Origin of the sequence: Sutterella megalosphaeroides, from assembly GCF_003609995.1 — a bacterium.
Taxonomy (GTDB): domain Bacteria; phylum Pseudomonadota; class Gammaproteobacteria; order Burkholderiales; family Burkholderiaceae_F; genus Sutterella; species Sutterella megalosphaeroides.
Genome location: NZ_AP018786.1, coordinates 1,999,966 through 2,024,488 on the forward strand (window position 1 = coordinate 1,999,966; position 24,523 = coordinate 2,024,488).

The window sequence follows — 24,523 nt, forward strand, 5'->3', positions numbered from 1 at the left end:
AAACCGGTTGGCGGGAAAGAGGGAAAAAGCGAGCGAAGCGGGACCGGAGAGAAATGCAGTCGGGCTTTCGACATTGTCGCACCGTGCGCGCTCCCGACGTTCTCGGGCTTCTCGGCGAGCTCGCGCCGCACCCGTAGCCCCGGGAACCAAGTTTTGTAGAATGACCTCGATGCGACGTGCTTCTCGACGACTGTTTTCGGATCGGGTTCGCCTTCGGAAGCAACATCAAGCGCGCGCAGCAACGTTCGGAAACAGTTCCTCGCGCAGCTGAACGATTGTTCACCCCGAGACGCGCTATTCTCATCCGAACCCGAATCGGCGGCATGCGCGCCGTCATCGGCCGGGACCGATCCCGATGCGTTCCCAGCGACGGACCTCGGGCCCGACCGAAAAAAATCTCCTGGAACACCAATGAAAAAATCGCTTGCTCTTCTCCCGCTCGCCGCTCTCTGTGCCGCCATGCTCGCCGGCTGCGCCGCCGACGGGACGGCCTATCGTTCGGACGTCTACTCTTCGAGCAGCGTCAACCGCGCTCAGGAAGTAACGACCGTTGAAATCATCGCGATTTCGCCCGGGCGCGTCGCCGTGAGCAACACCGAAAACCGCGACCGCGCGCAGATGACCGGCGCCATTCTCGGCGCCATCGCGGGTGCCGCGCTCGGCAGCCACAACAACCACGACACCTCGTCGCGCGTGATCGGCGGTCTCGCGGGCGGTGCCGTGGGCGCGCTCGCGGGCGACGCCGTCGGGGGCGGCAGCTCCACGTCCTTCGTCGAAGGCGTGCAACTCGTCTACAAGACCTCGACCGGTCGCATGCTGCAGTCGACCCAGGTCGGTCGTCCGTGCGAATTCAAGACGGGCACCGCCATCATGGTTTCGCCCAGCCCCTCGGAAACCCGCATTCAGCCGAACAACCCCTACGGTTGCCCGAAGAACTGATCGGCCGACGACTCTCCATTCATCGATAAGGGGCGCCCCCGCTTGCGCGGCACGCGCGCAAACGGGCGCCGGAAAAAAATCTTATGAAGAAAACCATCCTTGAAGCCGCGATCCTCGCCGCTGCCGCCTTTGCGGTCCTTCCCGCGTCGGCCGAGCCGGCGCCCGTGCCCATGACGGAGATGGAATACAACATCAACGTCGTGAAGCAGACGCAGATGCAGATCGAGGCCGAAGCACGCGCCAAGCTCGAAGAGCGCCGCCGTGCCGAAGCCGCCGCTGCCGCCGCCAAGGCGAAGGCCGAGGAAAAGGCTCGCGTCGAGCGGGCCCGTGCCGAACGCATTCGCGCGGAATCGGCCGCGGCCAAAGCGAAAGCCAAGGCGGAACGTCAGGCGAAGCTCGATCGCTACGCCGACGAAGAACGCGAGCTCGAACTCGAATTGAAGCGCCTCGACGTCGAAGCCCGCCGTGCCGCCGTCGGCAACTCGATCGCGACCGACAAGGCCCGCGCCGAACTTGCCCGCGAAAAGGCTCAGCTCGAACTCGACGCCCTGCGCGTGCAGATCGACAATCTCAAGAAGGAAGATCCGGCGCTCGCCGCTCCGACGCCCTGACGGGCGACCCCGGACGGGCGGCTTTTGGACCGGAAGTCCGGAGAACCCGCCCGCTTCCGAGAAGAGAGCGCTTTCGCCTTTCGAGGCGGAGGCGCTTTTTTATCGACAGCACGGCGTGCGAACCGTGACCGACACCTGAGAAAGATGCGTATAATGCGAATCATTATCGTTTGACGGACGAGCATAGCACCTTGATCGAGGCTCTTCCTCTTCGTCAAGCATCGACCGCACACCGATTTTGTCCGGGAGGACCTGACGTGACTTCGATCATCGACATTCGCACCTACATTCGCGAGCACCCGGGCGTGAGCCTCAACGAGCTCGCGCTTCACTTCAAAACGTCGGAACCGATGATGGAAGTGCTCCTTTCCCGCTTGATCGAGCGCGGCGACGTCGAAGCGTACGAGCGCCCGAAATGTACGGGCTCGTGCTGCTGCTCGGACGACGCCCGTCAGTGCTATCGCCCGACCCGCCGCTGACCGCACGCAGGCTCCGCGTCCGACCGATCGTGCGTCATGATTTCGTCATCGCACCGTCATCGAAATGTAACTCCTTGAAAATTTTGGGATTGCCCTTGCATTTTGTTGTCGGACCTGCTATAGTTCGTCTTGTTGTGGTTCAGGTGGTGTCTTTCGTTTCCGCGAGGCTTCGTCAGAATCAAGTCGCTGTTGGGAGTCCATTCGGTTCCGTTCCGCTGTTGCTCAAGGATCGGGATTGAGCTTGATTGTCTACGAGACTCCGGAAAAACCACTGACCACAAAGAACCAAGGTTGCAGGGCGAATCGAGAGATTTCGCCCTTTTTTCTTGCCTGAAATTTCCCGCCCACCGTTTTTGCGCGCTTCCGTCGCCCGGGCTTTCCGCCGGTTCGACGACGCAGAGCGACACCATTTTGGAGGCTTCTTCGATGACGCTTGCCGAATCCCTTCAGCCGGGCATGCCCGCTCCCGATTTCACGCTGCCCGACGACACCGGGACCGACGTGACGCTTTCCTCGCTTCGCGGCCGGAAAGTGATTCTTTACTTCTACCCGAAGGACAACACGTCGGGCTGCACGCTCGAAGCGCAGAACTTCCGCGACCGCCTCGCCGACTTTGAAAAGCTCGGTTACGCGATCTACGGCCTCTCGCGCGACGGCGTCAAGACGCACTGCAACTTCCGCGCGAAGCACGGCCTCACCTTCCCGCTTCTCTCCGACCGCGAAGAGACGGTCGTGAAGCTCTACGACGTGCTCAAAGAAAAGACGATGTACGGGAAGAAGTGCTTCGGGATCGAACGCTCGACCTTCGTGATCGACGAAAACGGCATCCTCACGCATGTCCTTCGCAAAGTGAACGCGAAGACCCACGTCGACGAGCTCTACGCGCTGCTCGCGGGCTGATCGACGCCCGCCGACCCCCGATCAAGACGAACAACGGGCCCGTCGCAGCCGAACGGTACGTACACGGGTACGTGCGTTCGGTTGCGGCGGGCCCGAGCTTTTCAAGGAAGGCACGCCCTCCTTCGACTTACCAGCTCCAACCGACCGCAACGTTCCCCGTCACGCCGCGGCGGTCGAGCCCGTAACCCTTCAGACCGAAGTGAACGCCCCAGGACGCATCCTCTTCGGGGCGCAGTTCCAGACCGAGTTCGCCGATCAACGTATTGCCCGAAAGGCTCGGTTCGTCGAGTGCGAGCCCTTCCACCGTGCCGCTTGCATCGCCCCCGAAGACGTGCTCGTACGCGAGGCCCGCGTGCCAGGCGAATCGCCTCGAGCCTTCGCCCGAAAGCCTAAGGCCGGCACGCGCCGCGTGTGTCGTCACGTCGTCGGCCGAATAGCGCGACGCGGCCTCGTCCGTCAATCGCACGTCGTCGCCCTCAAGGTAGACGCCGACGTAGCGCCCGTAGAAAGCGAGTCGCATCGTGTCGGCAAGCGGCATCGTGCGGGTCACGCCCGCGTGCACCGACGCATAGAGCCCGTCCGAATCATAGGCGGCGTGTTCGCTTTCGAAATGGCCGTCGAATTCGGTCGACGAGCGCCCGAGGCGCAGCGCCGCATCGAGCCGCCAGGCATCCGAGAGCTTCCAGAGGCCCGCAACGCCCGCACCGAAGTAGTCATGGTCGCCCTCGGCCGTAGCATTTCCCGCCGCCGCGTCGCTCGACGCCCAACCGGCTTCAACGAAGAGCCCGAGCGCACCGCTTCCGAGCCGAACCGCTGCGCCCGTTGCAAGCGTCACGCCGTCGACGTCGACGCGCGACCCCGTTTCGTAGCGGCTCGTTCCGCCCGTGACGACGCCGAACACCTGCCGGTCCCCGAGCTTGAGCGCGTCATCGAGCGCCCGCAGGCCGTCGTCCGCCACGAATTCCGCCCCCTGCGCAACGAAGGCCGCCGTGCCTAGACGCACTTCGGAGAGGGTCTTCGCGTTCTCATTGAGGGACGACCGCGCGCGTCCGACCGAAAGCGTGTCGCCCGTTGCCTCCGAAAGGATGTCCGCTTCGAAGGCATAGTCGACGAGCGTCCCTTCGTAGACCATCGTGTCGGCCGTGAGGCCCGTGATTTCCGGCGCGAGCACGCACTCGTAGAGCGCATCGGGATCCTTGAGGTTCGAAGCGGTCAGTCGAACGGTGCGGCCCGTGAGGTCCAGCGGGTCTTCCAGAGTGAGCACCGGACTTTCGACGTTGACGTCGGAAAGCGTCAAGACCAACGTGTCGAAACCGCCCGCCGAGCGGACGCGGTTGACGCCCGAAGCTTCGATGCGGTTTCCGGCATCGATCCCGACGCCCGTGTAAAGACCGCTCGTAACGTGGAATCCCCCGTAGACATCCCCTTCGACCGTAGTGTTCCGGAGCCGAACGACGTTACCCGAAACGGTGAAGTCTCCGTCCGTATCGACAACGCCCGCCGCCACCAACTGTATGTCGGCGCCGTGAAGCGTACTGTCAACGATCGACACGCTGTTCTCCGTCACGGTGGCTTTCCCGCCCGAACTTCCTGCATAACCGCCGAACACCAAACGGTACGCAGAGCGTGCGTCAAGCTCGCTCCCCTCGATCTCGACCGCGTTGCCAACCGCAGAGAGCTCGGTCGTCGGACGATTGGGAAGCGTCGAGACGCGACCTCCGAAGAGGTCATAGAGCATCGAGCCGCCCGTCACGTTCGAGAGCACCGCACGATTCCCGGAGACCGAGAGCTGCTTGGGCAGGTCGCCCGTACCCGTACCTCCTCCATATACGAATACGTAGGCGCCGCCCGCGGAAACCGCCTCCGTTGTCTCGGGGATATGTCCCGTAAACCGTACCGTATTCCGCTCGGCCGATACGCTTTCGTACGATTTCGCGGGCGAGATGTTGATATACGCGCCCCGCACGTCCGAAGCCACGCTCTCAACAAGCTCGACCCGGTTGTCCGAGAGTGTCACCCGACCCGATCCGGGGTGTTCGTCGACGAAATTGTTCGAGTGGTCCGCGCCGTAGAAGAATCCGGTATCGTCCCGCACGCCCGTGAGCGTCACGGATCCGTGCTCGAAGGTGTTGCGATCGGGATCTTCATCCGCGTCCCAACCCGCAAGTCGGCAGTTTCCGTCCGGACAGACAAGAGCATAACTCTCGGCATCGAGCGACAAGACGCCGTTCGTCGCGTTGCCGGTTACGACGACGCTCTCGGCATTGCAAACCCCGCACGCCGCAACCCCTGCAAGGCCGGCGAACGAAAAGGAAAGTACGCGGGCAACCGCATCGGTATGTGTCATGGCGCCTCCTTCGGTTCGAGTGCTTCGGTTGAGAGCAAGGCGATCGGCAATGCGACACCCCGCTTGGGGTTAGTTTATGTAGGAAGGCCGTCCGATGTCATCGGTCATTTCCCGAAATTCGCCGCTCCCGTCCCTCGCGCTGCTCCTGCTTCGCAGGCGATAATCTTCCGGTCTGCCGGCTCCGCTCTCTGTTTCTTTTCCCATGTTCCGCTCGTTCACGCACGTTCGACGAGGTCTTCGAAAGACGCTTGCGCTCTTCTCGGTCGCGCTTTGGATTTCGGAAGCTCCGCAGGGTGTCTTCGCCGCCCGAATGCCCGAAGACGCCCCCGTTCGTCTCGGGATCGTCGCCTACGTTCGACCGTCGCCCTTCGAAGCCGTCGTCCGCCCGACGATCGAAGCGTTGCGGGCGCACTTCGGAGAGCGCCTCGAGGTGCGTTTTTACCCGACGGCGGACTTGGCCCGAGCGGTACGGGCGGGCGAACTCGACGTCTTTCTTTCGAGTTCGGGCTTTTTCCTCAGCATGCGCGCGGCGGGAGCCCGGTCGCTTGCGACCGTCGCCTCGGTCGACTATCCGAACCCGAACCACAATGACGGGGCGGCGCTCGTCGTGCGCTCGGACCGCGAGGACCTCGCAACGCTTGCCGACCTCAAAGGAAAAACGCTGGCGACGAACGTCCCCGAAAGTTTTACGGGGAGGCTGGTTCTCGCGGGCGAAATCCTTCGCTCGGGCTACGACCCCGACCGCTTTTTCGGCGCCGTGCGCTACCTCGGGCCGGGCGAGCGCCTTCAGAGTTCGCTCGGACTTCTCGCCTCGGGCGAGGTGGATGCGGCGAATCTGCGCCTGTGCTTTTTGGAGGCGTGGCTCGCCAGGCATCCCGAAGATGCGGGACGCTTTCGCGTCCTGCATCGCAAGGACAACCTCGGAGCCGCCTCGGCCGGCGACGACGAAACCCGCACGGGCCCCGAGCCCTGCCGGCGCTCGACCGACCTCTACCCCGCCTGGACGGTCGCCTCGACCTCCGTCACCGATCCCGACGTCTCGCGCCTCGTGACGCGGATTCTGCTCGACATTCCGCCTTCGGGCGAGCACGGTCTCTACTGGAGCGTCGCCACCGATTTTTCGAGCATCGACCGGCTCTTTCGCGATCTCAAAATCGGGCACTACGCATACTTGCGCGAACGCACGCTGCGGCGTTTCGTCGCCGAGTACCGCGAATGGTTCCTCGTTGCGGGACTGCTTGCGCTCGGGCTCGTGCTCCATTCCGTGCGCATCACGCAACTCGTGCGGCGTCGCACGGCCGAGCTCGTGCGGGCGCTCGGCGAACAGAAGCGCCTTGAACTCGCGCAGCGCGAAGCCGCGGAGCGCTTGGAGCGCTTGGAGCGTACGGGCGTCGTCGGGCAACTCTCGACGATTTTCGCGCACGAGATGCGACAGCCGCTCGGCGCGATTTCGCTCTACAGTTGCGGATTGCGAAAAATGACTGCGACCCCGAACTTCTCCCCCGAGCACGTCCGTACGGTACTCGACAAGCTCGATCGGCAGACGGCTCGAGCCGATGCGATCGTCGAGCGCGTTCGCGCCTACGCCAAACGCGGCTCTCGCCCGCGCACCGTCTTTTCGCTCGAATCGGTCGTGCGTCGCGCCGTCGCGGACCTCGCCGCCGCGGGACGATTCCGCGCCCGCATCGCGACCGAAGTGCGCTCGGGCGAAGCAAGCATTTCGGTCGAGGCCGATCCGCTCGAAATCGAAATCGTCGCCTTGAACCTCATTAAAAACGCGCTCGAAGCCTTGGAGCAACAACCCTCAATCGCGGATCCGCTCGTCACCGTCACGATCGGCGCCTCGGAAGGTCGGGCGGAGCTCGCGGTTCGCGACAACGGCGCGGCGCTCGATGCGGAAACGCTCGAACACATCCGCACCTCTCCGCCCTCGTCGAAGGCGGACGGACTCGGCCTCGGTCTTTCCATCGTGCGCGGAATCGTCGAAAATCACGGCGGGCGCCTGGCCTTCGAGCACGCGCCCGAAGGCGGATTGCTCGTTCGCGCATTGATTCCGCTCGCACGCCGCGCGACCCGCGACCCGTCGTCATCATCCTCTCCGAACGTTTCCTCCGCCGACACGCTCAACACCTTGTGAACCATGCCCTTTCGACCATCTCTCACCGAAAACGACATCGCCCTTCTCAAACGCCGAACGCTCGTGCGCATCGTCGACGACGACGCGGAGCTGCGCGACGCCCTGCAATTTCTTCTCGAAGTCGAAGGCTGGCGCGTCGCCTCCTACGGGAGCGCGGAAGACTTTCTGAAGTCCGACGCGCCGAGCGTTCCGGGCTGCGTCGTTCTTGACGTGCGCATGCCCTCTCTGTCGGGGCTCGAAGCACAGGAACGGATGAACGACCTCGGGATCCGACTTCCGATCGTCTTTCTGACGGGACACGGCGACGTCGACATGGCGGTTTCGGCCATGCTCGACGGCGCCGCGGACTTCATCCTGAAGCCCATCGACAACGAGCGGCTTCTCGGCTCGATCGCCCGCGCCGCCTACCGGAGTCTTTCGGATTCGGACGGCCCGCCTCCGCCCGCCGAAGCGCGGCGGCGGCTTGAAACGCTCACCGAGCGCGAGACGGAAGTCGCGAAGCTTCTCGCACAAAAGCTCGCGAACCGCGAAGTCGCCGAACGACTCGAAATCGCTCTGCGCACCGCGGAAACCCACCGCGCCGCCGTCCTTCGCAAGCTCGGCGTGCGTCGCACCGACGAAATCGCAGCGCTCTTCGAGGCGGCTCGCGATGCGCACCCCTGACTCCGTCGATCGCACCGGCGCCGAAGACCGCCAAGCTTTTTTGCTTCTCTCCGGCGCCGACGGGACGGGGGCACTCGCTCCGAAATACCCCCGTGATTTCCCTTAAATTTCCTCCGTTTTCACCCCGCCTTCGCTCGAAATCGCCCGTTCTTTGACACCGCAGCGGACTACGTAGCGGGTCGTCTGTCGATACTCACGTCACGGAGACCGGGCGGGTCCGTTCGGCCCGTTCCTCCGTTCCTTTTTTCCCACACAACAACTATCGGGTACGAACATGACCAAAGAATTGAGCCGTCGCGGACTGCTGAAGTCTTCGATTTTCGGCGCCGCCGGTGCCGCCGCCGCGGGTTTCTCGGGCGCCGCCTCCGCCGCGCAGAACGCCAAGGATTCGCCGAACACCGCCTTCGACGCGATCGTTCTCGGTGCGGGTCCCGCGGGGCTCGTCACCGCGATCACCGCGCACGACGCGGGCGCCAAGGTTGCCGTTTTCGAAAAGAAGGACCGCCCGGACGGCAACGCCATTTTCGCGCTCGGTTCCGTCTGCGGCTGGGGCACCCGTCACCAGAAGGAACAGGGCATCGAAGACACGGCCGACGCTTTCTTCGAGATGATGATGGATATCTCGAAGCAGATGGGCGATCGCGCGCTCAACCGCTGCTACACGGACAACATCTCGGCCGGCATCGACTGGCTTGAGAGCAACATCGGCGTCAAGTTCGGCAAGATCCGCCCGATGCCCTATCCGCGTCTCGGCCGCACGTGCCGCGTCGAAGGCGAAGGGATCACCGGTGGCGCCCAGCTCGTTCGCAAGCTCCTTGCCGCCTGCGCGAAGCGCAACATTCCGATTTTCTACGAACACAAGGCGGTCGAGCTTCTGCACGACGACCGCTATGCCGTGACGGGCGTGCGCTTTGCGACGCCCGAAGGCATGAAGTCCTTCGCCGCGAAGGCGGGCGTTTGCATCGCGACGGGCGGTTTCTCGGCGAACCCCGAAATGGTCTGCCGCTACATCGGCGGTTGGGCCACGCGCATGGTGCTTCGCGGTTCGACCTCGACGACGGGCGAAAATATTTCGCTTACGCTCCCGCTTTTTGCGAAGTGCGTCAACATGGATCAGATGCACAACGGCCCCATCATCGGCTCCACCCACGTCAACCCCGCCGACGTCCTCAATTCGGGCTACGGCGTTCAGGTCGACACCTCGGGCAACCGCTTCATGGACGAAAACAATACCTACGTCATCAAGGCCCGTACGTGCGCTCAAAAGACGCTCGACAACTTCGCCTGGGTGATCGTCGACAGCACGTGCCCGGTCCTCGACAAGGTGATCCCGAAGTTCGACCGCCTGAACAGCCCCTACGGCAAGGCCGATACGATCGAAGCGCTGTGCAAGAGCGTGAAGCTCCCCGTCGAAAAGGTGACGAAGCTCGTCGCGGACTACAACGCGCGCGTCGAAAAGGGCACGCTCGGCGAAATGAATCCGCCCTGCACGTACAAGAAGCCCCACCCGATCGCCAAGGCCCCCTTCTACGCGGTGCCCTTCCAGGGCGGCCTCACCGCCACCTTCGGCGGGCCCCTCATCAACACGAAGGCGGAAATCCAATCAATGGACGGCCGCTCGATCCCGGGCCTCTATGCGGCCGGCAACGCCGCGGGCGGGATCTTCTACCACAACTACGCGGGGGGCGCCCAGCTCGGTGCCGCCACGGTCTTCGGTCGCATCGCCGGCGCGGAACTCGCCAAGCGCGCGAAGGCTTAAAACGTTTCAGGAGAACACTTAAATGATGAAGCACATTGCGACCCTTGCCGTTGCTCTTACGCTTGCCGCAGGCAGCGCTTTTGCCGCGGACCACAGCCTCGCCGACCGTCACGTCGCGCGCGGTCTCGAATGCGCGAGCTGCCACAAGACGGCTCCCGCCCCGGGCGCCGTCGTGAAAAAGGACGCCTGCAAGACCTGCCACAACTACGACGACCTCGCCAAGCGCACCGCGAAGCTCGAACCCAATCCGCACTACACGCACTTGGGTGACGTGAACTGCGTCGAATGCCACCGCGGTCACCAGGCTCCGCGCCTGATGTGCAACGACTGCCACAAGTTCAACATCATGCCGAAATGATGCTTTCCCGAGGAGGGTTTCGGCCCTCCTCGGGATTCGGACCCCCGGGCGCCGACGCCCCGTTTCGCCGCATTTCGCCGTGCGCCGAAACGGGGCGTCGGCCTTTTTGTCGGCGAGCGCCCCGGAAGAGTTTTGCTGCCCCGTCGCATCGCCTCTTTTCAATCCCGCGTACCGTTCGCCCCATCAAACCGTTGCAATCGTCGACAATTGATATACACTCTCGGCCTCGGGGCTCTTCCCGACCTCGATTTCGAACCCGAACGCGGACGCTCCCGTCCGACACCGCGCTTTTTTTCATCTCCATAGGTTCAACATGCGCCAACTGAAGATTGCCGCCACTCCCGGTACCGTTTCCGCGTTTCGCTGCGAGCGCGAAGTGGTTGCGTTCGACCACGCCGACCTCACGGACGTTTCCGTTGCGGTCATGACCGTCAAGGAAGCCGAAGCGGGGCTTCTCGACAAGGTCGACGACACCGGATTCCGTATTCCGATCGTTCTCGTTGCCGAGGGCGAACCTCTTCCCGCGGCGCTCGCGGGGCGTGCCGCGGCCGTCATCAGCCGCAACCCGACGGACGCCATGCTCTTCGGGCGCCGCATCGACGGACTTGCACGCGGCTACGAAGAGCGCGTGCTGCCGCCCTTTTTCGCCCGACTCGAAGACTACGTCGATCAGGGGTACGCCCAGTTCGACTGCCCGGGCCACCAGGGCGGGGCGTTTTTCCGCCGTCACCCCGCGGGGCGCGAATTCGCGGACTTTTTCGATGAGAACCTCTTCCGCTCCGACCTCTGCAACGCCGACGTCGCGATGGGGGACCTCCTCATTCACGAGGGCGCTCCGCACCTCGCGCAGCAGGCGGCGGCCAAGGTTTATAACGCCGACAAGACGTACTTCGTTCTGAACGGCACGTCCTCGGCGAACAAAGTCGTTTTGAACGCGCTCCTCGCCCCGGGCGACCTCGTTTTGTTCGATCGCAACAACCACAAGTCGAATCACCACGGCGCGCTCGTCATGGCGGGTGCGGTTCCGGTGTATCTTGAAACCGCCCGCAACCCCTACGGCTTCATCGGCGGGATCGACGATCACTGCTTTGAAGAGAATTACCTGCGCGACCTCATTCGCGAGGCGGACCCCAAGCGCGCCGACGCAAAGCGCCCCTTCCGCTTGGCGGTCATTCAGCTCGGCACCTACGACGGCACGATCTACAACGCCCGTCAGGTGGTGGACCGCATCGGACACTTGTGCGACTACATCCTTTTCGACTCCGCTTGGGTCGGGTACGAGCAGTTCATCCCGATGATGAAGGACTGCTCGCCCCTCCTTCTTGAGCTCGGGCCCGAAGACCCCGGCATCATCGTCACGCACTCCGTTCACAAGCAGCAGGCAGGCTTCTCGCAGACGTCGCAAATCCACAAGAAGGACTCCCACATCAAGGGACAGCGCCGCTACTGCCCGCACAAGCGCTTCAACAACGCCTTCATGATGCACGCGTCGACGAGCCCCTTCTATCCGCTCTTTGCGGCGCTCGACGTCAACGCCAAGATGCACGAGGGCGAATCGGGTCGTCGCCTCTGGGACGACTGCGTCAAGGTGACGATCGAAGCGCGCAAGCAGATTCTTCGCAACTGCAAGTACATCCTTCCCTTCATCCCGAAGGAAGTCGACGGCCTCAAGTGGGAAGACCACCCGACGGGGAAAATCGCTTCGGATCTGCGTTTCTTCGCGTTCGAGCCGGGCGCCTCGTGGCACAGCTTCGAAGGCTACGGCCCGAAGCAGTACTTCGTCGACCCGTGCAAGCTGCTCCTCACGACCCCCGGGATCCGTGCGGAAACGGGCGGATACGACGACTTCGGCGTGCCCGCGACGATTTTGGCGAACTACCTCCGTGAAAATGGGATCGTTCCCGAAAAGTGCGACCTCAATTCGATCCTTTTCCTGATGACGCCCGCCGCGGACCTCGCGAAGACCGAACACCTCGTCTCGCAGATCCGTCGCTTCGAGCGGCTCCTTGACGCGGACGCGCCGCTCTCCGAGGTGCTCCCGTCGCTTTACGCCGCGCACGAAGAACGCTACCGCGGCTACACCATCCGCCGACTCTGTCAGGAAATGCACGACTTCTGCCGTGCGACGAACCTCAAGGGGCTTCAGAAGGCGATGTTCCGCCGCGCGCACTTCCCCGAGCGCGCTCTTTTGCCGCAGGCGGCGCACTACGAGTTCATCCGCGGCAACGCCGAACTCGTGCCCCTGGAAAAAGCCGCGGGTCGCATCGCCGTCGAAGGGGCGCTCCCCTACCCGCCGGGCGTTCTTTGCGTCGTTCCGGGCGAAGTCTGGGGCGGCGCCGTCCTCGACTACTTCCTCGCCTTCGAAGAGAACATCAACCGGTTCCCGGGCTTCTCGATCGAACTCCAGGGCGTGTACGTCGAAAAAGACGCCGACGGACGCAAGCGCGCCTACGGGTACGTGCTCACGGAAGAGCGCGCAAAGGAGTTGCTCGGCTGAGAGCCGCCCGTGACGACGCGAGGTTCGGACTGACTTGATCCGAGCCGGACCGACGTTCGACACGCTCGACACCCGCGACGGGGCTTTCCTCACTTTGGGGAAGGCCCCGTCCGCTTTTTGGAAGGAGCCCCGAGCGCGAGCTCTCGAACCGTCGGTCCTGCGGTTCGTTGGATTTCATCCGCCGTTCGAGTCTAATTCGTCGGGTTTTCAGTTCATTTGTCGACCGAAATCGTGGATTCGGAGGTTTTGCCGAGCCCGCTGCGAGTCGCCTCAAAGACTCGCGATTTCGTCCGACAAAAGGGCGGTGGGACAAGGGTCCGAGGGCCGAAACGGGCGGTAGAGTGTTCGAACGGACCGAGCCAACCGAAGCACAACCTGCGCGCAATCGGCGCTCATTCCGACGCCCCGACGGAGCTCGGTTCTTCGAAAGCCAAGAACAATCCATTCGCCTCCCTTTCAGGATGAAAACCATGCTTCCCTTTACCGCCCGCCGCAATCTCCTCGCCGCCGCCGCGGCGCTCACGCTTCTCTCGGGCCTGCCCGCCGCGGCTTCGGCCGCCGATGCGGCCTCCGCCGAACCGCTCAAGGTCGGCACGAGCAGCACGTTCCCGCCCTTTGAATTCAAAGATTCCCAAACGGGCAAACTCGTCGGCTTCGAAGTCGACCTCGTTCGCGCGATCGGCGCCAAGATGGGCCGTCCCGTAGAGTTTCTCGACTTCAGCTTCGATGCGCTCCTTCCCGCCATCGTTTCGGGCTCGATCGACATGGGGGCCGCGGGCTTTGCGAAGACGCCCGAACGCCAGAAGCGCGTTCTCTTTTCGGACACCTTCTACCATTCGGGCCTCACCATCATCAAACGCAAGGGCGACACGCGCATCAACGGGATCGACGACCTCGTCGGCAAAACGATTTCCGTGCAGTTGGGCTCGATCAGCCACGAACGCGCGAAGCAGATTCCGAACGCCAAGGTGGTGACGTTCGACAGCGGCGCCGAAGCGATTCTCAACCTCACGACGGAAAATTCCGACGCCGTGATCAATTCGCGCCCCTCGACCGACTACATGGTCGTGCAGCGCCCGTCGCTCGGCGAAAAGATCGAACGCCTGGAGCCGATCCGCAAGTCCGAAATGGGCATGGTCGTGCGCAAGGGCAACACCGAACTCGTCGAAGCCGTCAACAAGGCGCTCGCCGAAGTGAAGGCGGACGGCACGTACGCCGCCCTCGAAAAGAAGTGGTTCGGTCACAACGACCCCGAAAACCTGAAGTAAGCACCCGCTTACCCATATAAATGTCTCGGCCCGACGGGAGCTCGAGACGCAGCAAAGCCGCATGAGAAGCCCGGTCGGCCGGAAAGCCGATCGGGTTTCTTTTCGTTGTGAGGCCCCTACATGCCCCAGGCGCGCACCGCACGAACACCCTGCCGCTTCCTCCGAAGCCCCCCCTCCTGCGTCCTCCGGGCCGCTCGCATCGCGCCGACCGTCATCTCACGTCCCGAACACCCCTTCGTCGGATTTACAGCGCGCTGCAGTCGCCATTCGTCGGTTTCCCGCCCCTTTTGTCGACCGTTTTCGTGGATTCGGGAGTTCTGCCGATCTCGCCTCGGATCGGCTCAAAAGTTCGCGAATTCGCCTGAGAAAACGCGGGGGCGGACGAGCTCGATGCGGTCGAACGAAAGCTAAAGTTGCCCTAACGGAAGACGCCGACGCACGACCGAAAGAAAAGGCCAAGCGGCTCGAACGCCTTGTGCCGCAGGCCTTTTCGCCGGTCCTCGAGAACGTGCGCGACGTTCCTCCGTCTGAAAACTCGAAAAACAACTTCCCTTCACTCTCCCCCATTTGGAAGGACACCAACATGACGCCCTCCGCTACCCGCCGCACTCTCCTTGCCACCGCCGCGACCCTCACGCTCCTCTCGGGCCTCCCCGCTGCTGCCTCCGCCGATACGGCGGAAAAGGCCGCGCCGCTCGTCGTCGGCACCGAACGCACGTTCCCGCCCTTCGAATTCAACGATTCGAAGACGGGCGAACTCGTCGGCTTCGAAGTCGACCTCGTCTACGCGATCGGCGCCAAGATGGGGCGCCCCGTGAAGTTCGCCGAGTACAAGTTCGACGCCATTCTTCCCGCGCTCCTGACGGGCACGATCGACATGGGTGCGGCGGGCTTTGCGAAAACGGAAGAGCGCAAAAAGCGCGTGAACTTCTCGGACACCTTCTACTACTCGGGCCTCTCCATCATCAAGCGCAAGGGCGACACCCGCATCAACGGGATCGACGACCTCAAGGGGAAGACGATTTCAGTGCAGTTGGGCTCCATCAGCCACGACCGCGCGAAGCAGATCCCGGGCGCGAAGGTCGTAACGTTTGACAGCGGCGCGGACGCCATTCTGAACCTCATCACGGAAAATTCCGACGCCGTCATCAACTCGCGCTCCTCGACCGACTTCATGCTCGTGCAGCGCCCGTCCCTCGCGTCGAAGATGGACCGCTTGGAGCCCATCAACAAGTCCGAAATGGGCATGATCATCCCGAAGAACAATCCGGAACTGCTTGCAGCCGTCAATAAAGCGCTCGCCGAACTCAAGGCCGACGGCACGTACGCGGCGCTCGAAAAAAAGTGGTTCGGCTACAACGATCCCGCCAACGGCGCGAAGTAAGCCCACGCTCTCGCGACAACGCCCGAACGTCGGAGAGGCCCCCGAAGACGAGCTGAAGTCCCGGCGAGAGCAGTCAAAACGAAGCCCGGTCGTCCGCAGAGGTCGACCGGGCTTTTCTCCGCCCTTCGATGGAGAGGAAGGGAAAGGGGCGCAAGGCCCCCACTCTCACTTCTTCGCGGCGGCTTCGGCCTTTTCCTTTTCGGCCGCTTCGATGAGGATGTCGGCGCGTTCGCGCAGGGTCGCTTCGTCGAGCGCACCCGTGTGGACCCAGATCGGTTCGCCGTGCACGTCGTAGAACATCTGCGTGGGCATCGAGGTGATCAGGTACTTGTCGTCGATCCCGGGATACTTGTCGATGTCGACCGTGACGAAGGCGGCGCGGTCGCCGTAGTCCTTCTGGAGCTTCTTCATGAGCGCTTCCATTTCAGGGCAGCTCGCGCACCATTCGGCGCCGAAGTCGACGACCGTGACCTTGCCCTTGACGGGGAAGGGTTCGACCCAGTCGGCGGCGAAAACGTTCGCGGAAAGACCCGCAAGGAGGGCGGCACCTGCGAGGGCGCCGATCATCTGACGACGAAACATAGGAAAGTTCTCCTCTTATAGGAAAAGTGGTGTCGCAACCGACGCGTGGCGGTCGGCCGCGAAAAAGTGGTTGGTCGGGTTTCAGCGGGCTCGTTCCGTAAGCACCCCTTGCGCCATGTCGTAGAGGCGGTTCGAAACGTCGAGACTCGTCGAATCGTGGGTCACCATCAGGACGCCCGTCCCCGCATCGGCAAGCTTGCGGAAAATCCTCACGACGCCTTCGGCGGACTCGGTGTCGAGGCTCGACGTGGGTTCGTCGGCGACAATGAGGCGCGGTTCGTTCATGAGCGCCCGCGCGATCGCGACGCGCCGCAGTTCACCGCCCGAGAGCGCGCTCGGGTACTGGTTCGCGAGGTCCCTGAGACCGACGGACTCCAGAAGCTCCAGCGCCCGACCTTCCGGTTCGGGCCCGTGCGACGCGAGGTACCAGGGAAGCCTCACGTTGTCGAGCACCGTGAGGGTGGAAAGAACGCCGGCCCCTTGCGGGACGTAGCCCACGGCGCGGTTGCGAAGCTCCGACGCTCCCCGGTCTTCAAGGCCTTCCAAGGGGCGGTCGACAAGGGTCACGCTCCCTTCGGTCGGGCGCAGAAGGCCCACCAAGATGTTGAGGAGCGTCGACTTACCCGAACCCGAACGCCCGAGAAGCGTCACGAGTTCGCCCGAGCGCACCGTGAGGTTCGCGTGGCGCAGCGCCCAGAAGGGGCGGCCGCCGCGTTCGTAGCGTTTGCCGACGTCGCGGGCGTCGATCAGAATCGTTTCGTTTTCGCTCATCTCATTCCCCTTCGCGAAGCGACGTGTAGATGTCCTTGCGCCCGATGCGCCAGGCCGTGGGCAGGGTCGCAAGGGGGCACGTCACAAGACCCGCCACCGCAGACGTCACGACCGTCCCCCAGAAGGCGCCCGAAGCGGGCGAGAGGTAGGGTAGCCCGATCGCCTTCGCGATCGACACCGAGAAGACTTCAAGGAAAAGCCACCCGAAGAACATCCCAACCACCGTACCCGCAAGACTCATGAGGAAGGATTCCGTCATCACGATCGAAATCACCTTCGATTTCGTCGCCCCCAGGGCACGCAACGTCGCGAATTCCTTTTGTCGCTCGTTGAACGCGAAGAAGAAAACGACGAACATCACGAGCGCGGCCACGAGCCACACGCCCGCTGCGGCGGAATACATGACGGTGACGATGTTTTGAAGTTTCGCCGACGTGTCGCTCATCATGTTGGAGGCGAAAACGAAGTTGACGTTCGCCTTGAGGCCCATGCGGTCGAGCACTTCGTCGGAAATGGAAATCGGGTCGACCCCGGGTTTGACGCGCACGAGAATCGAGGAATAGGCCTTGTCGACCTTATTGCCCATGTCGGGCGAAGCGATGTGAGCGATCCTGCGTGCGGCCTCCATGCTCATGAAGACCGACGAGTCGAAGCCCATGCCCGAGGGCTCCAAGCGCCCCACGATCGTGAACTTCTGGTTGTAGAACGTGATTTCCGAACCGATCTCGCCGAAGATGTAGTCGCCGACGATCACTTCGTTGCCGGTCAAGGGGCGGTCGACCGCCTTGCGAAGCCACGGCTCCACGACGAAGTCCGTCGACTGATCGATCCCGATCAGCTGCACCTTCACCGTGCAGCACTGCGCGTCCAAGGACGAAATAAAGAGCTGTCCCGAGGCTTGCGCGACGGTCGGGATGTCTTTCACGACGTCAAGGACCGACTCGTCGATATAAAAGGTCGAGGGTTCGGCACGCAGCAGGACACTTTCCATTTTCTTCCCGGAGCCCTGCGGCACGACGAGAAGGTCCGCACCCATGCGGGCGGAAAGCGAGGAGATGCCCGATTGCAGATTCGCCGAAATCATCGAGCCCGCAAAGAGCATGAAGGCGAAAATCGCCACGACGAGCGCGAGGCTGAGCGATCGGAAGGGTTTCTGGGCGAGGTTCGCCGAGGCGATTCGCCGGGTGGATAGAGGCAACATGAAGGTGCGACTCCGAATATCCGGTGGGAAAACCGAGCGAGGCAAGAGACCGCGAGAATCGGGAGGGCGACCGTCGGTCGATCAACCGAACGGTTCGACCGCTCCCCCTGTTTCACAACCTCGGAAGGTCGCGCGGTCGTCGCGGGCCTTCCGAGCGTTGATCGGCGTCGATCAGCGACGGCGCGAGAGTCGCCAGAAGTCCGCGAGCGCCGCAACGGCCAGAACTGCACCCGCGATCACCAGGGCGCCTTCCGTCGTCGAGTGGCACTTCATGAGGGGATTCGGGCAGGGGCCGATCACGACCGTCGCGAGCGCGATGATGAGAAGACCCAAAACGACGTTCGCGATCTGAAGCCCCATGGCAACGCCGCGATCCGCAAACTGCATGAGAACGCCCAGGACGGCAACGGCGCCCGCCGCCGCGGCCACGGCGTGCGTCATCCAGACGCACTTCATGGGCGGATTGGCCGCACAGTGCGGCAACCACACGAGCGCGGCAAAGGCCGTGAGCGCACCCAGAACGAGCATGAGAAGGCCGGAGAAGAATGCGGGTTTCATGGGAAAAATTCCTTTTTGGTCGTAAGGGAAGAGGGGCTCGGAAAAAAGGGACGCGTCCCCCGGCACGTCCCCTTTTCGGGAAAAACTGCGGCTTCGTGCGGCTTACTTGTTGCGCGACGCGAGACCCGGGTCACGGCGGCCCGTGCCTTCGAATTCGTAGCCGTGCGACACCCAGCCCTGGATGCCGTCGGGCATCACGTAGACATTTTCATAACCTTTGTCGATCACGACGAGCGAAGCCTCGAAGGAGACGTTGCACATGCGGTTGATGCAGTAGAGGATGATGAAGGAATTCTTCTTGTCTTCGGGCAGCAACTTCGTCCAGTCTTCGATGTTCGCGTGGATGGCCCCGGGGAGATGGCTCTTCTGATAGATCTCGTCCGGGTTGCAGTCAAGGAGATACACCCCCTTCTGCCCGAGCACCTTGTGCACGCGCGCGAGCGACAGCGGAATCGGCTGGCGCATTTCCTGAACGGTCTTCCCCTTCGGGTCGATGATCTGTTCGACCGCGTGAGCGGAAAGCGCGGTGAGCGCCAGAGCACCGGCGGTCAGGACGGAAACGAGGGCTTTTTTCATGGGGTTCTCTCCGATGGATGGGTGGCGGTCGTGCCGACGGGGACGAGACCCGCGCGTCGGCGTCGGGCGCAAGACCCGAAAGTTAAAAGGAGCCTAGCAGGAGAAGATTAAGGCTTTGTTACCGAAAACACGTTTCGGGCATGAGGGAAAACACTGCGAAAGCCTGTTTTCCCGAACGATTCGATCGGTTTCCTCGTACGAAGAAGGCTTAAGATTTCGCGCCCTTCGGGGGCTGCGAAATAAAAAAACACCCCGGCGAACCGAAATTCGTCGGGGTGCCTTTTTCGGCCTTCCGGCAGACCGGGCGGCGAGCCGCCCGGTCGACTCGGACCTCAAGAATTACTTCTTGGCGGTCTTCGTGCCGGCGTCGAGGATGGCGAGAGCCTGTTCGCAGAAGACCTTGCCTTCGTTCACAAGGGTCTTCGCGTACTTCGGACCGTGGACGCCCCACGAACCGTCATCCTTGATCTTGGCGGCGTTCTTGCGGGCCTGTTCCACATAGAGCAGAACCTGAGCGCGTTCGGCATCCGAGATCTTGGCGACTTCGAGCTTGTCCTGGATCGTCAACAGGTCGGCCGTGATCTTGGCGTAGCCTTCCTTAACGGGGGTCTGCCAAGCGATGACCTTGTTGTAGATCGTCTTCTGGTCCTTGAAGCGCATGCTTTCCGGGAACTTCGACTGGATCGGGCTGTGGCAGCCCATCGATTCGACGAGGTAGCGGTCGGCAAACGCCGTGCGGCCGCAGCTCCACATCAGGTCGATGTAGGGACGACCGTCATCCTTCGTGAGGTTCCAACCCTTCGGGCTCGTAAGCTTGCGGTCCTTGGTACCTTCGGGAGGATTGATGGACTTCTTTTCCGGGTCGACGAGGATGCGCCACATATGGCTGCGGCGGACGTTGTCGAAGCCGGCGAGGTCCGGACGCTGGATCGCGGCGAAGTTTTCGCACGAACCCATCATCGGCATATGGCACGATTCGCAGCTGTTGCGGCTGTGGGTGCCCCCCTGAGCGAAGAATTCGGCAGCCGTCGTATGGCAATCCTGGAACTGCTTCTTCAGGTTAGGGACGGTGTAGTGAGAAGCCCAGTCGTTCGAGGTCACTTCATGCGGGTCGTGGCAGGTCGTGCAACGCATGCCCTTCTGATAGTGCTTCGAATAGTGGGACTGCGAACCTTCGGTACCGCAAGCCGGGCAGAAGCTCTTGAAGTAGGTGTTGAACGGCGTCTTGAAGTTGTTCTTGGCATCGTCCTGGTTGTAGACGAAGCGCTGGTGGCAGCGTTCGCAATCGGACGGCATGCCCGCACCGCGAGCACCGTAAAGGTGAGCGCCGGCGCCGTGGCATTCTTCACACGAGACGCCCTTGGCGATCGTGTGCGAGCGCAACTTCTTGGCGTCGCCCAAAGCGGCGAAGAGTTCGTCCTGGCTCTTGAAGTCGAACTTCCACGTATGGCAGATTTCGCAGTAGGACGAGCCCGGCTGGAACATGGCCTGCGTGCGGTTCGACGAACCGTAGGAGTTGAAGCCCCAGACGTTGGAAGACTGAGCGCCGAAGTCTTCGAGCTTCACGGGGAAGGTCGGATCCCAGGCGTTGATCTTCTTGGCAACTTCCGGAGTGATGTGTTCGGCCCAGTTGCGGGAGAACTGGTTGCCGCCCGCGACGATCTTGCCGGTGCCCTGGCCGAGGTTGCCGCCTTCGACGTGGTACGTGCCGCGCACGAGCCACTTGTCGACGAAGCCGTACTTCGTGCGGGGCGTGCCCATGATGACGTAGACGTCGTCGGCTTCAATGCCTTCGGGCAGGACGGAAGCCTTCGAGTTGTAAAGGGGCTTCTTCATGTCGCCGCCGACTTCCGTGAGTTCTTCAGGGAAGCGGACGATCTTGTTGTGGCGGGAACGTTCCCACTTTTCGTACTGCGACGGATGGCATTCGCCGCACTTCTTCGGGCCCACGAAGTTGTTCGGGAGATCGAGGAAGGATTCGTACGGCAGACGATACGTCACGGCAGCCTTGCGGCCCGTGTCGTGGTGGTACTTGTCGCCACCGCCGAATTCAACCCACTCTTCGTTACGGTCGGACATCGTGAACTTACCGACGACGCGACCTTCCTTGAGGTACTTGAAATAGGGGTGGTTCGCCTTGAGGTAATCCCAGAAGGCCTTGTCCTGAGCGACATAGCCGTCGAGGGTGCGCGGAAGGTCAACCGACGTCTGATCGGCGGCAGCCGGAGCTTCGGCGGCAAAAGCCGTCGTAGCCACAGCGGCCGACAAGCAGGCGGCCAGAGACAGAAGCTTGGAGTGCTTGGTCATGATTAGCTCCTTGGTGGTCTCTTTGTGAAAAAGTGTTGAAACAAATGTCGTTCTCTTTCAAGTCCGACTTCAATTGAGGTCAAATGCAAACCCTCGCGGATCCGCAAGCCGAACTCTACTCCTTAATCTCAAATTAAGAAAGCACCCCGTCGAACCCCCGAAAAGTCCCTTTTTTCCCGACTTTTTCAGTCGGATTTTCATTAGGATAAACAAAATTATCCCTTATTTTTCATAATGATAATTACAACATTTGGTCATTCAGTATGGTGCGCCGCAGGGCGAAACACTCCATTCGGATAAACCGATCGTCTTTACCTCTACTTAGGTAGATACTATGGTATATGCCCCTAGTCTTTCGAAGGTTGTTCCACCAAATGGAATGAGTCATTCCATTAACAGGTCGTTACTAGGTAGTAACCTCCCCTCTCACAGGAACCTTAAGACGGGTGATTTTGAGAGCTCAAAAAATACCTCCTTAGAGGTACAAAATGATGAAATTTCCCGTCTCTCAGGGAAATTACCAGGGCCAAAGCTTGCCTTTTACTATCAATCATTAGATTTCAATAGTTAAAACCCACCCCTGAAACGGCGATTTCGAGGGGCGGGCGAACGTGTCGCGGGTGCCTCCCTCCGAACTTCGTTCGGTCGAGTCGAACGGGAAATGACGGATTTCGGCGTGCGGAAGCGGGGTTTCGCGGGCGACGGAGACGCTCACGGCACTGCTCGGAGGCGTTGCGAATGAACGCGTACGGAAGAGCGACCGAGAGCACCGCAGACGGCCGGAGACGGAAGGAGACGCCGGGGACCGCTCGAAAGGCATGCGGCCCGGGCGCTCGTTGCGCACCGGGCCGCATGATCGGCGGGTTTCAAGAAACGACAGAAGAAAGCGTGAGGACGCCTCAGCTCTTTCCTTCGAGGCGATCGAGCATGCGGCTGAAGCCTCTCGAATGGATGGTGACGGGGGTGTCCTCGCCCGGAGTTCGATCGGAGCGCTCGCTCGGGTGGTCGCGTTCAGCCGCGCGGTCGACTTCGGAGCGGATCTGCGCGTCGAGCATTCCGGCGGACTTGGCAGGCTTGGGGTTCCCTTCGTAGACCGTCATCCGCGGCGGCAACATCGCGTCTTCGATCGGCTTTTCGGTTTCGCCCGGAAGCCGCGGGAACGTAATCGTAAAGCGCACGCCCGCCGTGCCGTTACGCTCCACCGTGACGCGCCCCGCATGGCGTTCCGCGATGTTGGCGACAATCGAAAGACCGAGCCCCATCCCCTTCGCACCCTTCGTCGTTTGAAGGGGCTTGAAAAAGAGGGCGAGCTGCTCGTCCGAGATGTAGGGACCGTTGTCGCCCACGGAGAGCGCCCAGGTTTTCGCGTCGCGCGCGACGAGCGACACTTCGATGCGGGGCTTCTCGACCCCGGAGATGGCATCCGCGGCGTTTTTGAGGAGATTCAGGACCGCAAGTTCGATTTCCCAGGCGTCCACCTCGGCCATCGATCCCGGATTCACCCGCACGACGATTTCGGCGTTCGTCTGGCGCGAGCGGCGGAAGGTCGTGATCGAGTTTCCGATCACGACCGACAGATCCGTCACCGTGCGCGGGGGGTAGTCGTGCTTCGCGTAGGAACGCACGCGATCGACGATGCGGCTTGCGCGTTCGGCTTCGTTCGCGATTTCGGTAAGCGCCCAGATGAAGCTCTCTTTGTCGAACTTGTCGTTTTTCGTACGGCGGTGGAGGCTGTTCGCGTAATTCGAAATGGCCGAAAGGGGCTGCTTCAGTTCGTGCGCGATGATGGTCGACATCTGCCCCACGATCCCCGTGCGTTCGAGGTTCGCGATGTGTTGGCGCGACTGCGCGGCTTCCGCCTCGACAAGGTCGCGGTCGTGCAGCGCGTCGCGGAGCTGCTGGGTTTTGCGGCGCACCAACACCGACAAACTCACCGCGTAGGAAATGACGACGAACGTAAGGAAGATGATGAGCGCCAGAGCCTCGGAATTCTCCCGCATGAAGCGGTGCAGGCTCCACGTCGCGAGGTGCTCGTAGGGGCCCATCTTGAGTTCGTAAAAGAGGTCGTAGATCGAGCGGTTGAGAGCGGGGAACTGCCACTGCCCGCCGTAGCGATCGGCGTTCATCGAAAAGAGGAGCGACCCGATGTTCTTTTTCAAGAGGGGATCGGTCTTCGCGGTTGTCCCGAAGGCCCAGCCCGGGTACGTGGGGGTAGAGTGCGCGCACGCAAGACCGTCCGCGAGCTGCGGGTCGACGATCACAAGGTCGCGCTTCACGTCGACGACGCCCGCTTCCTGAAAGCGTTCGAGCGAACACGCAGGCAGAATCCCGAGCACCGCCTCGCCCGAGAGGACCGCATCCAGAACCGCGCGTTCGTCCCCGTTCGTGAAGGTCGTCCGGCGCCCCGCGGCCTGCGCCGAAAGTCCTTCGCGCTGCAGGAGCGCCAGGGGCGCGAGCCACCCGCCCAGGGACGTGCGTTCGACGGCGACGATACCGCCCTCCTTGAGGCTTTCGATCAGGTGCTGAAGGTTCTGCCGTTCGGAAACCCGACTCCCCGTCGAGGTGAAGACCGTGGCCGTGCCGTCGGACGTGACGGCACGCTGCGTTGCGACGGTCGTCGCAGAAGTCGACCCGCCCGCGTCGTTGCGAGCGAGCATGTTCCCTTCGAGGGCGCCCTTTTTCATGAAGAGAACGCCCGCCTGCGCCTCTTCGGCGCGCAAGGCGTCGACGGGAAGGAAGGTGGCGAGCTGCTCCACAGTCGTTTTCGACTGTTGCAGCGCAAAGGTGTGCGAATTCGCGATGAAGAAGTCGATTTCCGAATTCTGAAGCGCAACCGACAAGCCGCGGCCGTCCAAGTAGAAGACCTGAACGTTCTTTTTTCCAAGCGCGTGACGAAGCGCCTCAAGCGTATAACGAATCCAGGAGGCATACTGCGTGCGACCGAGCTCCGCCTCAATCCCGATGCGAATCGGGCGACCGATCCGCATGCGCTCCGAGATGACCGGCACGCCGACCAGGGCGTCCGCGGAAATCTTCGCGTTTTTGATCGCCTCGGGTTCCGGAATTTCCGCCATGTCGGGTCGGATCGCCGCGCGGATGTCGCTCGACGGGGTGCCGGTCGTCGTTCCCATGCCGATGAAGGAGCTCCCCGCGGGCGGCGCGGCCGAAGGCGCGGGGGCGTGCAGG

Annotated in this window: 19 protein-coding genes; 11 read left to right on the top strand and 8 right to left on the bottom strand. The window is 62.4% G+C overall.

The features are described from left to right. Window positions 1-411: 411 nt before the first annotated feature. From S6FBBBH3_RS07900 to S6FBBBH3_RS07915, 4 genes are all read left to right on the top strand, one after another. A complete protein-coding gene (locus S6FBBBH3_RS07900) occupies window positions 412-939 on the top strand; it encodes a glycine zipper 2TM domain-containing protein (RefSeq protein ID WP_120177230.1) in 528 nt (175 codons plus the stop codon). An 83-nt stretch (window positions 940-1,022) separates the two neighbouring features. Further along, window positions 1,023-1,550, top strand: a complete 528-nt coding sequence (locus tag S6FBBBH3_RS07905) for a hypothetical protein (RefSeq protein ID WP_120177231.1) — start codon at window positions 1,023-1,025, stop codon at window positions 1,548-1,550. A 257-nt stretch (window positions 1,551-1,807) separates the two neighbouring features. Further along, window positions 1,808-2,029 (top strand): FeoC-like transcriptional regulator, encoded by a 222-nt coding sequence (locus S6FBBBH3_RS07910; RefSeq protein WP_170143890.1) that lies wholly within the window; start codon window positions 1,808-1,810, stop codon window positions 2,027-2,029. 426 nt (window positions 2,030-2,455) lie between these two features. After that, window positions 2,456-2,929 carry a peroxiredoxin gene (locus S6FBBBH3_RS07915; protein WP_120177868.1) on the top strand — a complete coding sequence of 158 codons (474 nt, stop codon included), beginning with the start codon at window positions 2,456-2,458 and terminating at the stop codon, window positions 2,927-2,929. Between the two features lie 127 nt (window positions 2,930-3,056). On the opposite strand, the gene S6FBBBH3_RS07920 is transcribed toward S6FBBBH3_RS07915, so the two are convergent. Beyond that, window positions 3,057-5,276 (bottom strand): autotransporter outer membrane beta-barrel domain-containing protein, encoded by a 2,220-nt coding sequence (locus S6FBBBH3_RS07920; RefSeq protein ID WP_120177233.1) that lies wholly within the window; start codon window positions 5,274-5,276, stop codon window positions 3,057-3,059. A gap of 202 nt (window positions 5,277-5,478) precedes the next feature. On the opposite strand from S6FBBBH3_RS07920, the gene S6FBBBH3_RS07925 reads away from it, so the two are divergent. From S6FBBBH3_RS07925 to S6FBBBH3_RS11115, 7 genes are all read left to right on the top strand, one after another. Then, complete coding sequence (locus tag S6FBBBH3_RS07925; protein WP_120177234.1) at window positions 5,479-7,413, top strand: sensor histidine kinase; 1,935 nt, start codon at window positions 5,479-5,481, stop codon at window positions 7,411-7,413. A gap of 3 nt (window positions 7,414-7,416) precedes the next feature. Further along, window positions 7,417-8,076, top strand: a complete 660-nt coding sequence (locus S6FBBBH3_RS07930) for a response regulator transcription factor (protein WP_120177235.1) — start codon at window positions 7,417-7,419, stop codon at window positions 8,074-8,076. Between the two features lie 274 nt (window positions 8,077-8,350). Beyond that, window positions 8,351-9,835 (top strand): FAD-dependent oxidoreductase, encoded by a 1,485-nt coding sequence (locus tag S6FBBBH3_RS07935; RefSeq protein ID WP_120177236.1) that lies wholly within the window; start codon window positions 8,351-8,353, stop codon window positions 9,833-9,835. Between the two features lie 22 nt (window positions 9,836-9,857). After that, window positions 9,858-10,193, top strand: a complete 336-nt coding sequence (locus tag S6FBBBH3_RS07940; protein ID WP_120177237.1) for a cytochrome c3 family protein — start codon at window positions 9,858-9,860, stop codon at window positions 10,191-10,193. A gap of 313 nt (window positions 10,194-10,506) precedes the next feature. After that, on the top strand, window positions 10,507-12,690 hold the full coding sequence (gene speF, locus S6FBBBH3_RS07945; RefSeq protein ID WP_120177238.1) for an ornithine decarboxylase SpeF: 2,184 nt from the start codon (window positions 10,507-10,509) through the stop codon (window positions 12,688-12,690). Window positions 12,691-13,160: 470 nt separating this feature from the next. Beyond that, complete coding sequence (locus S6FBBBH3_RS07950; RefSeq protein WP_170143891.1) at window positions 13,161-13,958, top strand: basic amino acid ABC transporter substrate-binding protein; 798 nt, start codon at window positions 13,161-13,163, stop codon at window positions 13,956-13,958. 583 nt (window positions 13,959-14,541) lie between these two features. Then, window positions 14,542-15,342: a basic amino acid ABC transporter substrate-binding protein gene (locus tag S6FBBBH3_RS11115; RefSeq protein ID WP_170143892.1), complete on the top strand. Its 801-nt coding sequence runs from the start codon at window positions 14,542-14,544 to the stop codon at window positions 15,340-15,342. A gap of 165 nt (window positions 15,343-15,507) precedes the next feature. Here the strand turns inward: S6FBBBH3_RS11115 and S6FBBBH3_RS07960 are convergent, their stop codons facing one another. The 7 genes from S6FBBBH3_RS07960 to S6FBBBH3_RS07990 all read right to left on the bottom strand — a co-directional run bounded on the left by S6FBBBH3_RS07960 (window position 15,508) and on the right by S6FBBBH3_RS07990 (window position 24,468). Further along, on the bottom strand, window positions 15,508-15,924 hold the full coding sequence (locus S6FBBBH3_RS07960) for a thioredoxin family protein (protein ID WP_120177241.1): 417 nt from the start codon (window positions 15,922-15,924) through the stop codon (window positions 15,508-15,510). An 81-nt stretch (window positions 15,925-16,005) separates the two neighbouring features. After that, entirely contained in the window at window positions 16,006-16,695 is a 690-nt protein-coding gene (locus tag S6FBBBH3_RS07965) for an ABC transporter ATP-binding protein (RefSeq protein ID WP_232008764.1), read from the bottom strand. 1 nt (window position 16,696) lies between these two features. Further along, window positions 16,697-17,896, bottom strand: coding sequence for an ABC transporter permease (locus S6FBBBH3_RS07970; protein ID WP_120177242.1), 1,200 nt, complete (start codon window positions 17,894-17,896; stop codon window positions 16,697-16,699). A gap of 171 nt (window positions 17,897-18,067) precedes the next feature. Then, entirely contained in the window at window positions 18,068-18,454 is a 387-nt protein-coding gene (locus S6FBBBH3_RS07975) for a DUF4418 family protein (RefSeq protein ID WP_120177243.1), read from the bottom strand. 102 nt (window positions 18,455-18,556) lie between these two features. Next, window positions 18,557-19,030: a rhodanese-like domain-containing protein gene (locus S6FBBBH3_RS07980; RefSeq protein WP_120177244.1), complete on the bottom strand. Its 474-nt coding sequence runs from the start codon at window positions 19,028-19,030 to the stop codon at window positions 18,557-18,559. Between the two features lie 339 nt (window positions 19,031-19,369). Next, window positions 19,370-21,337 (bottom strand): cytochrome C, encoded by a 1,968-nt coding sequence (locus tag S6FBBBH3_RS07985; protein WP_120177245.1) that lies wholly within the window; start codon window positions 21,335-21,337, stop codon window positions 19,370-19,372. Window positions 21,338-22,236: 899 nt separating this feature from the next. Beyond that, complete coding sequence (locus tag S6FBBBH3_RS07990; protein WP_170143893.1) at window positions 22,237-24,468, bottom strand: sensor histidine kinase; 2,232 nt, start codon at window positions 24,466-24,468, stop codon at window positions 22,237-22,239. Window positions 24,469-24,523: the final 55 nt, after the last annotated feature.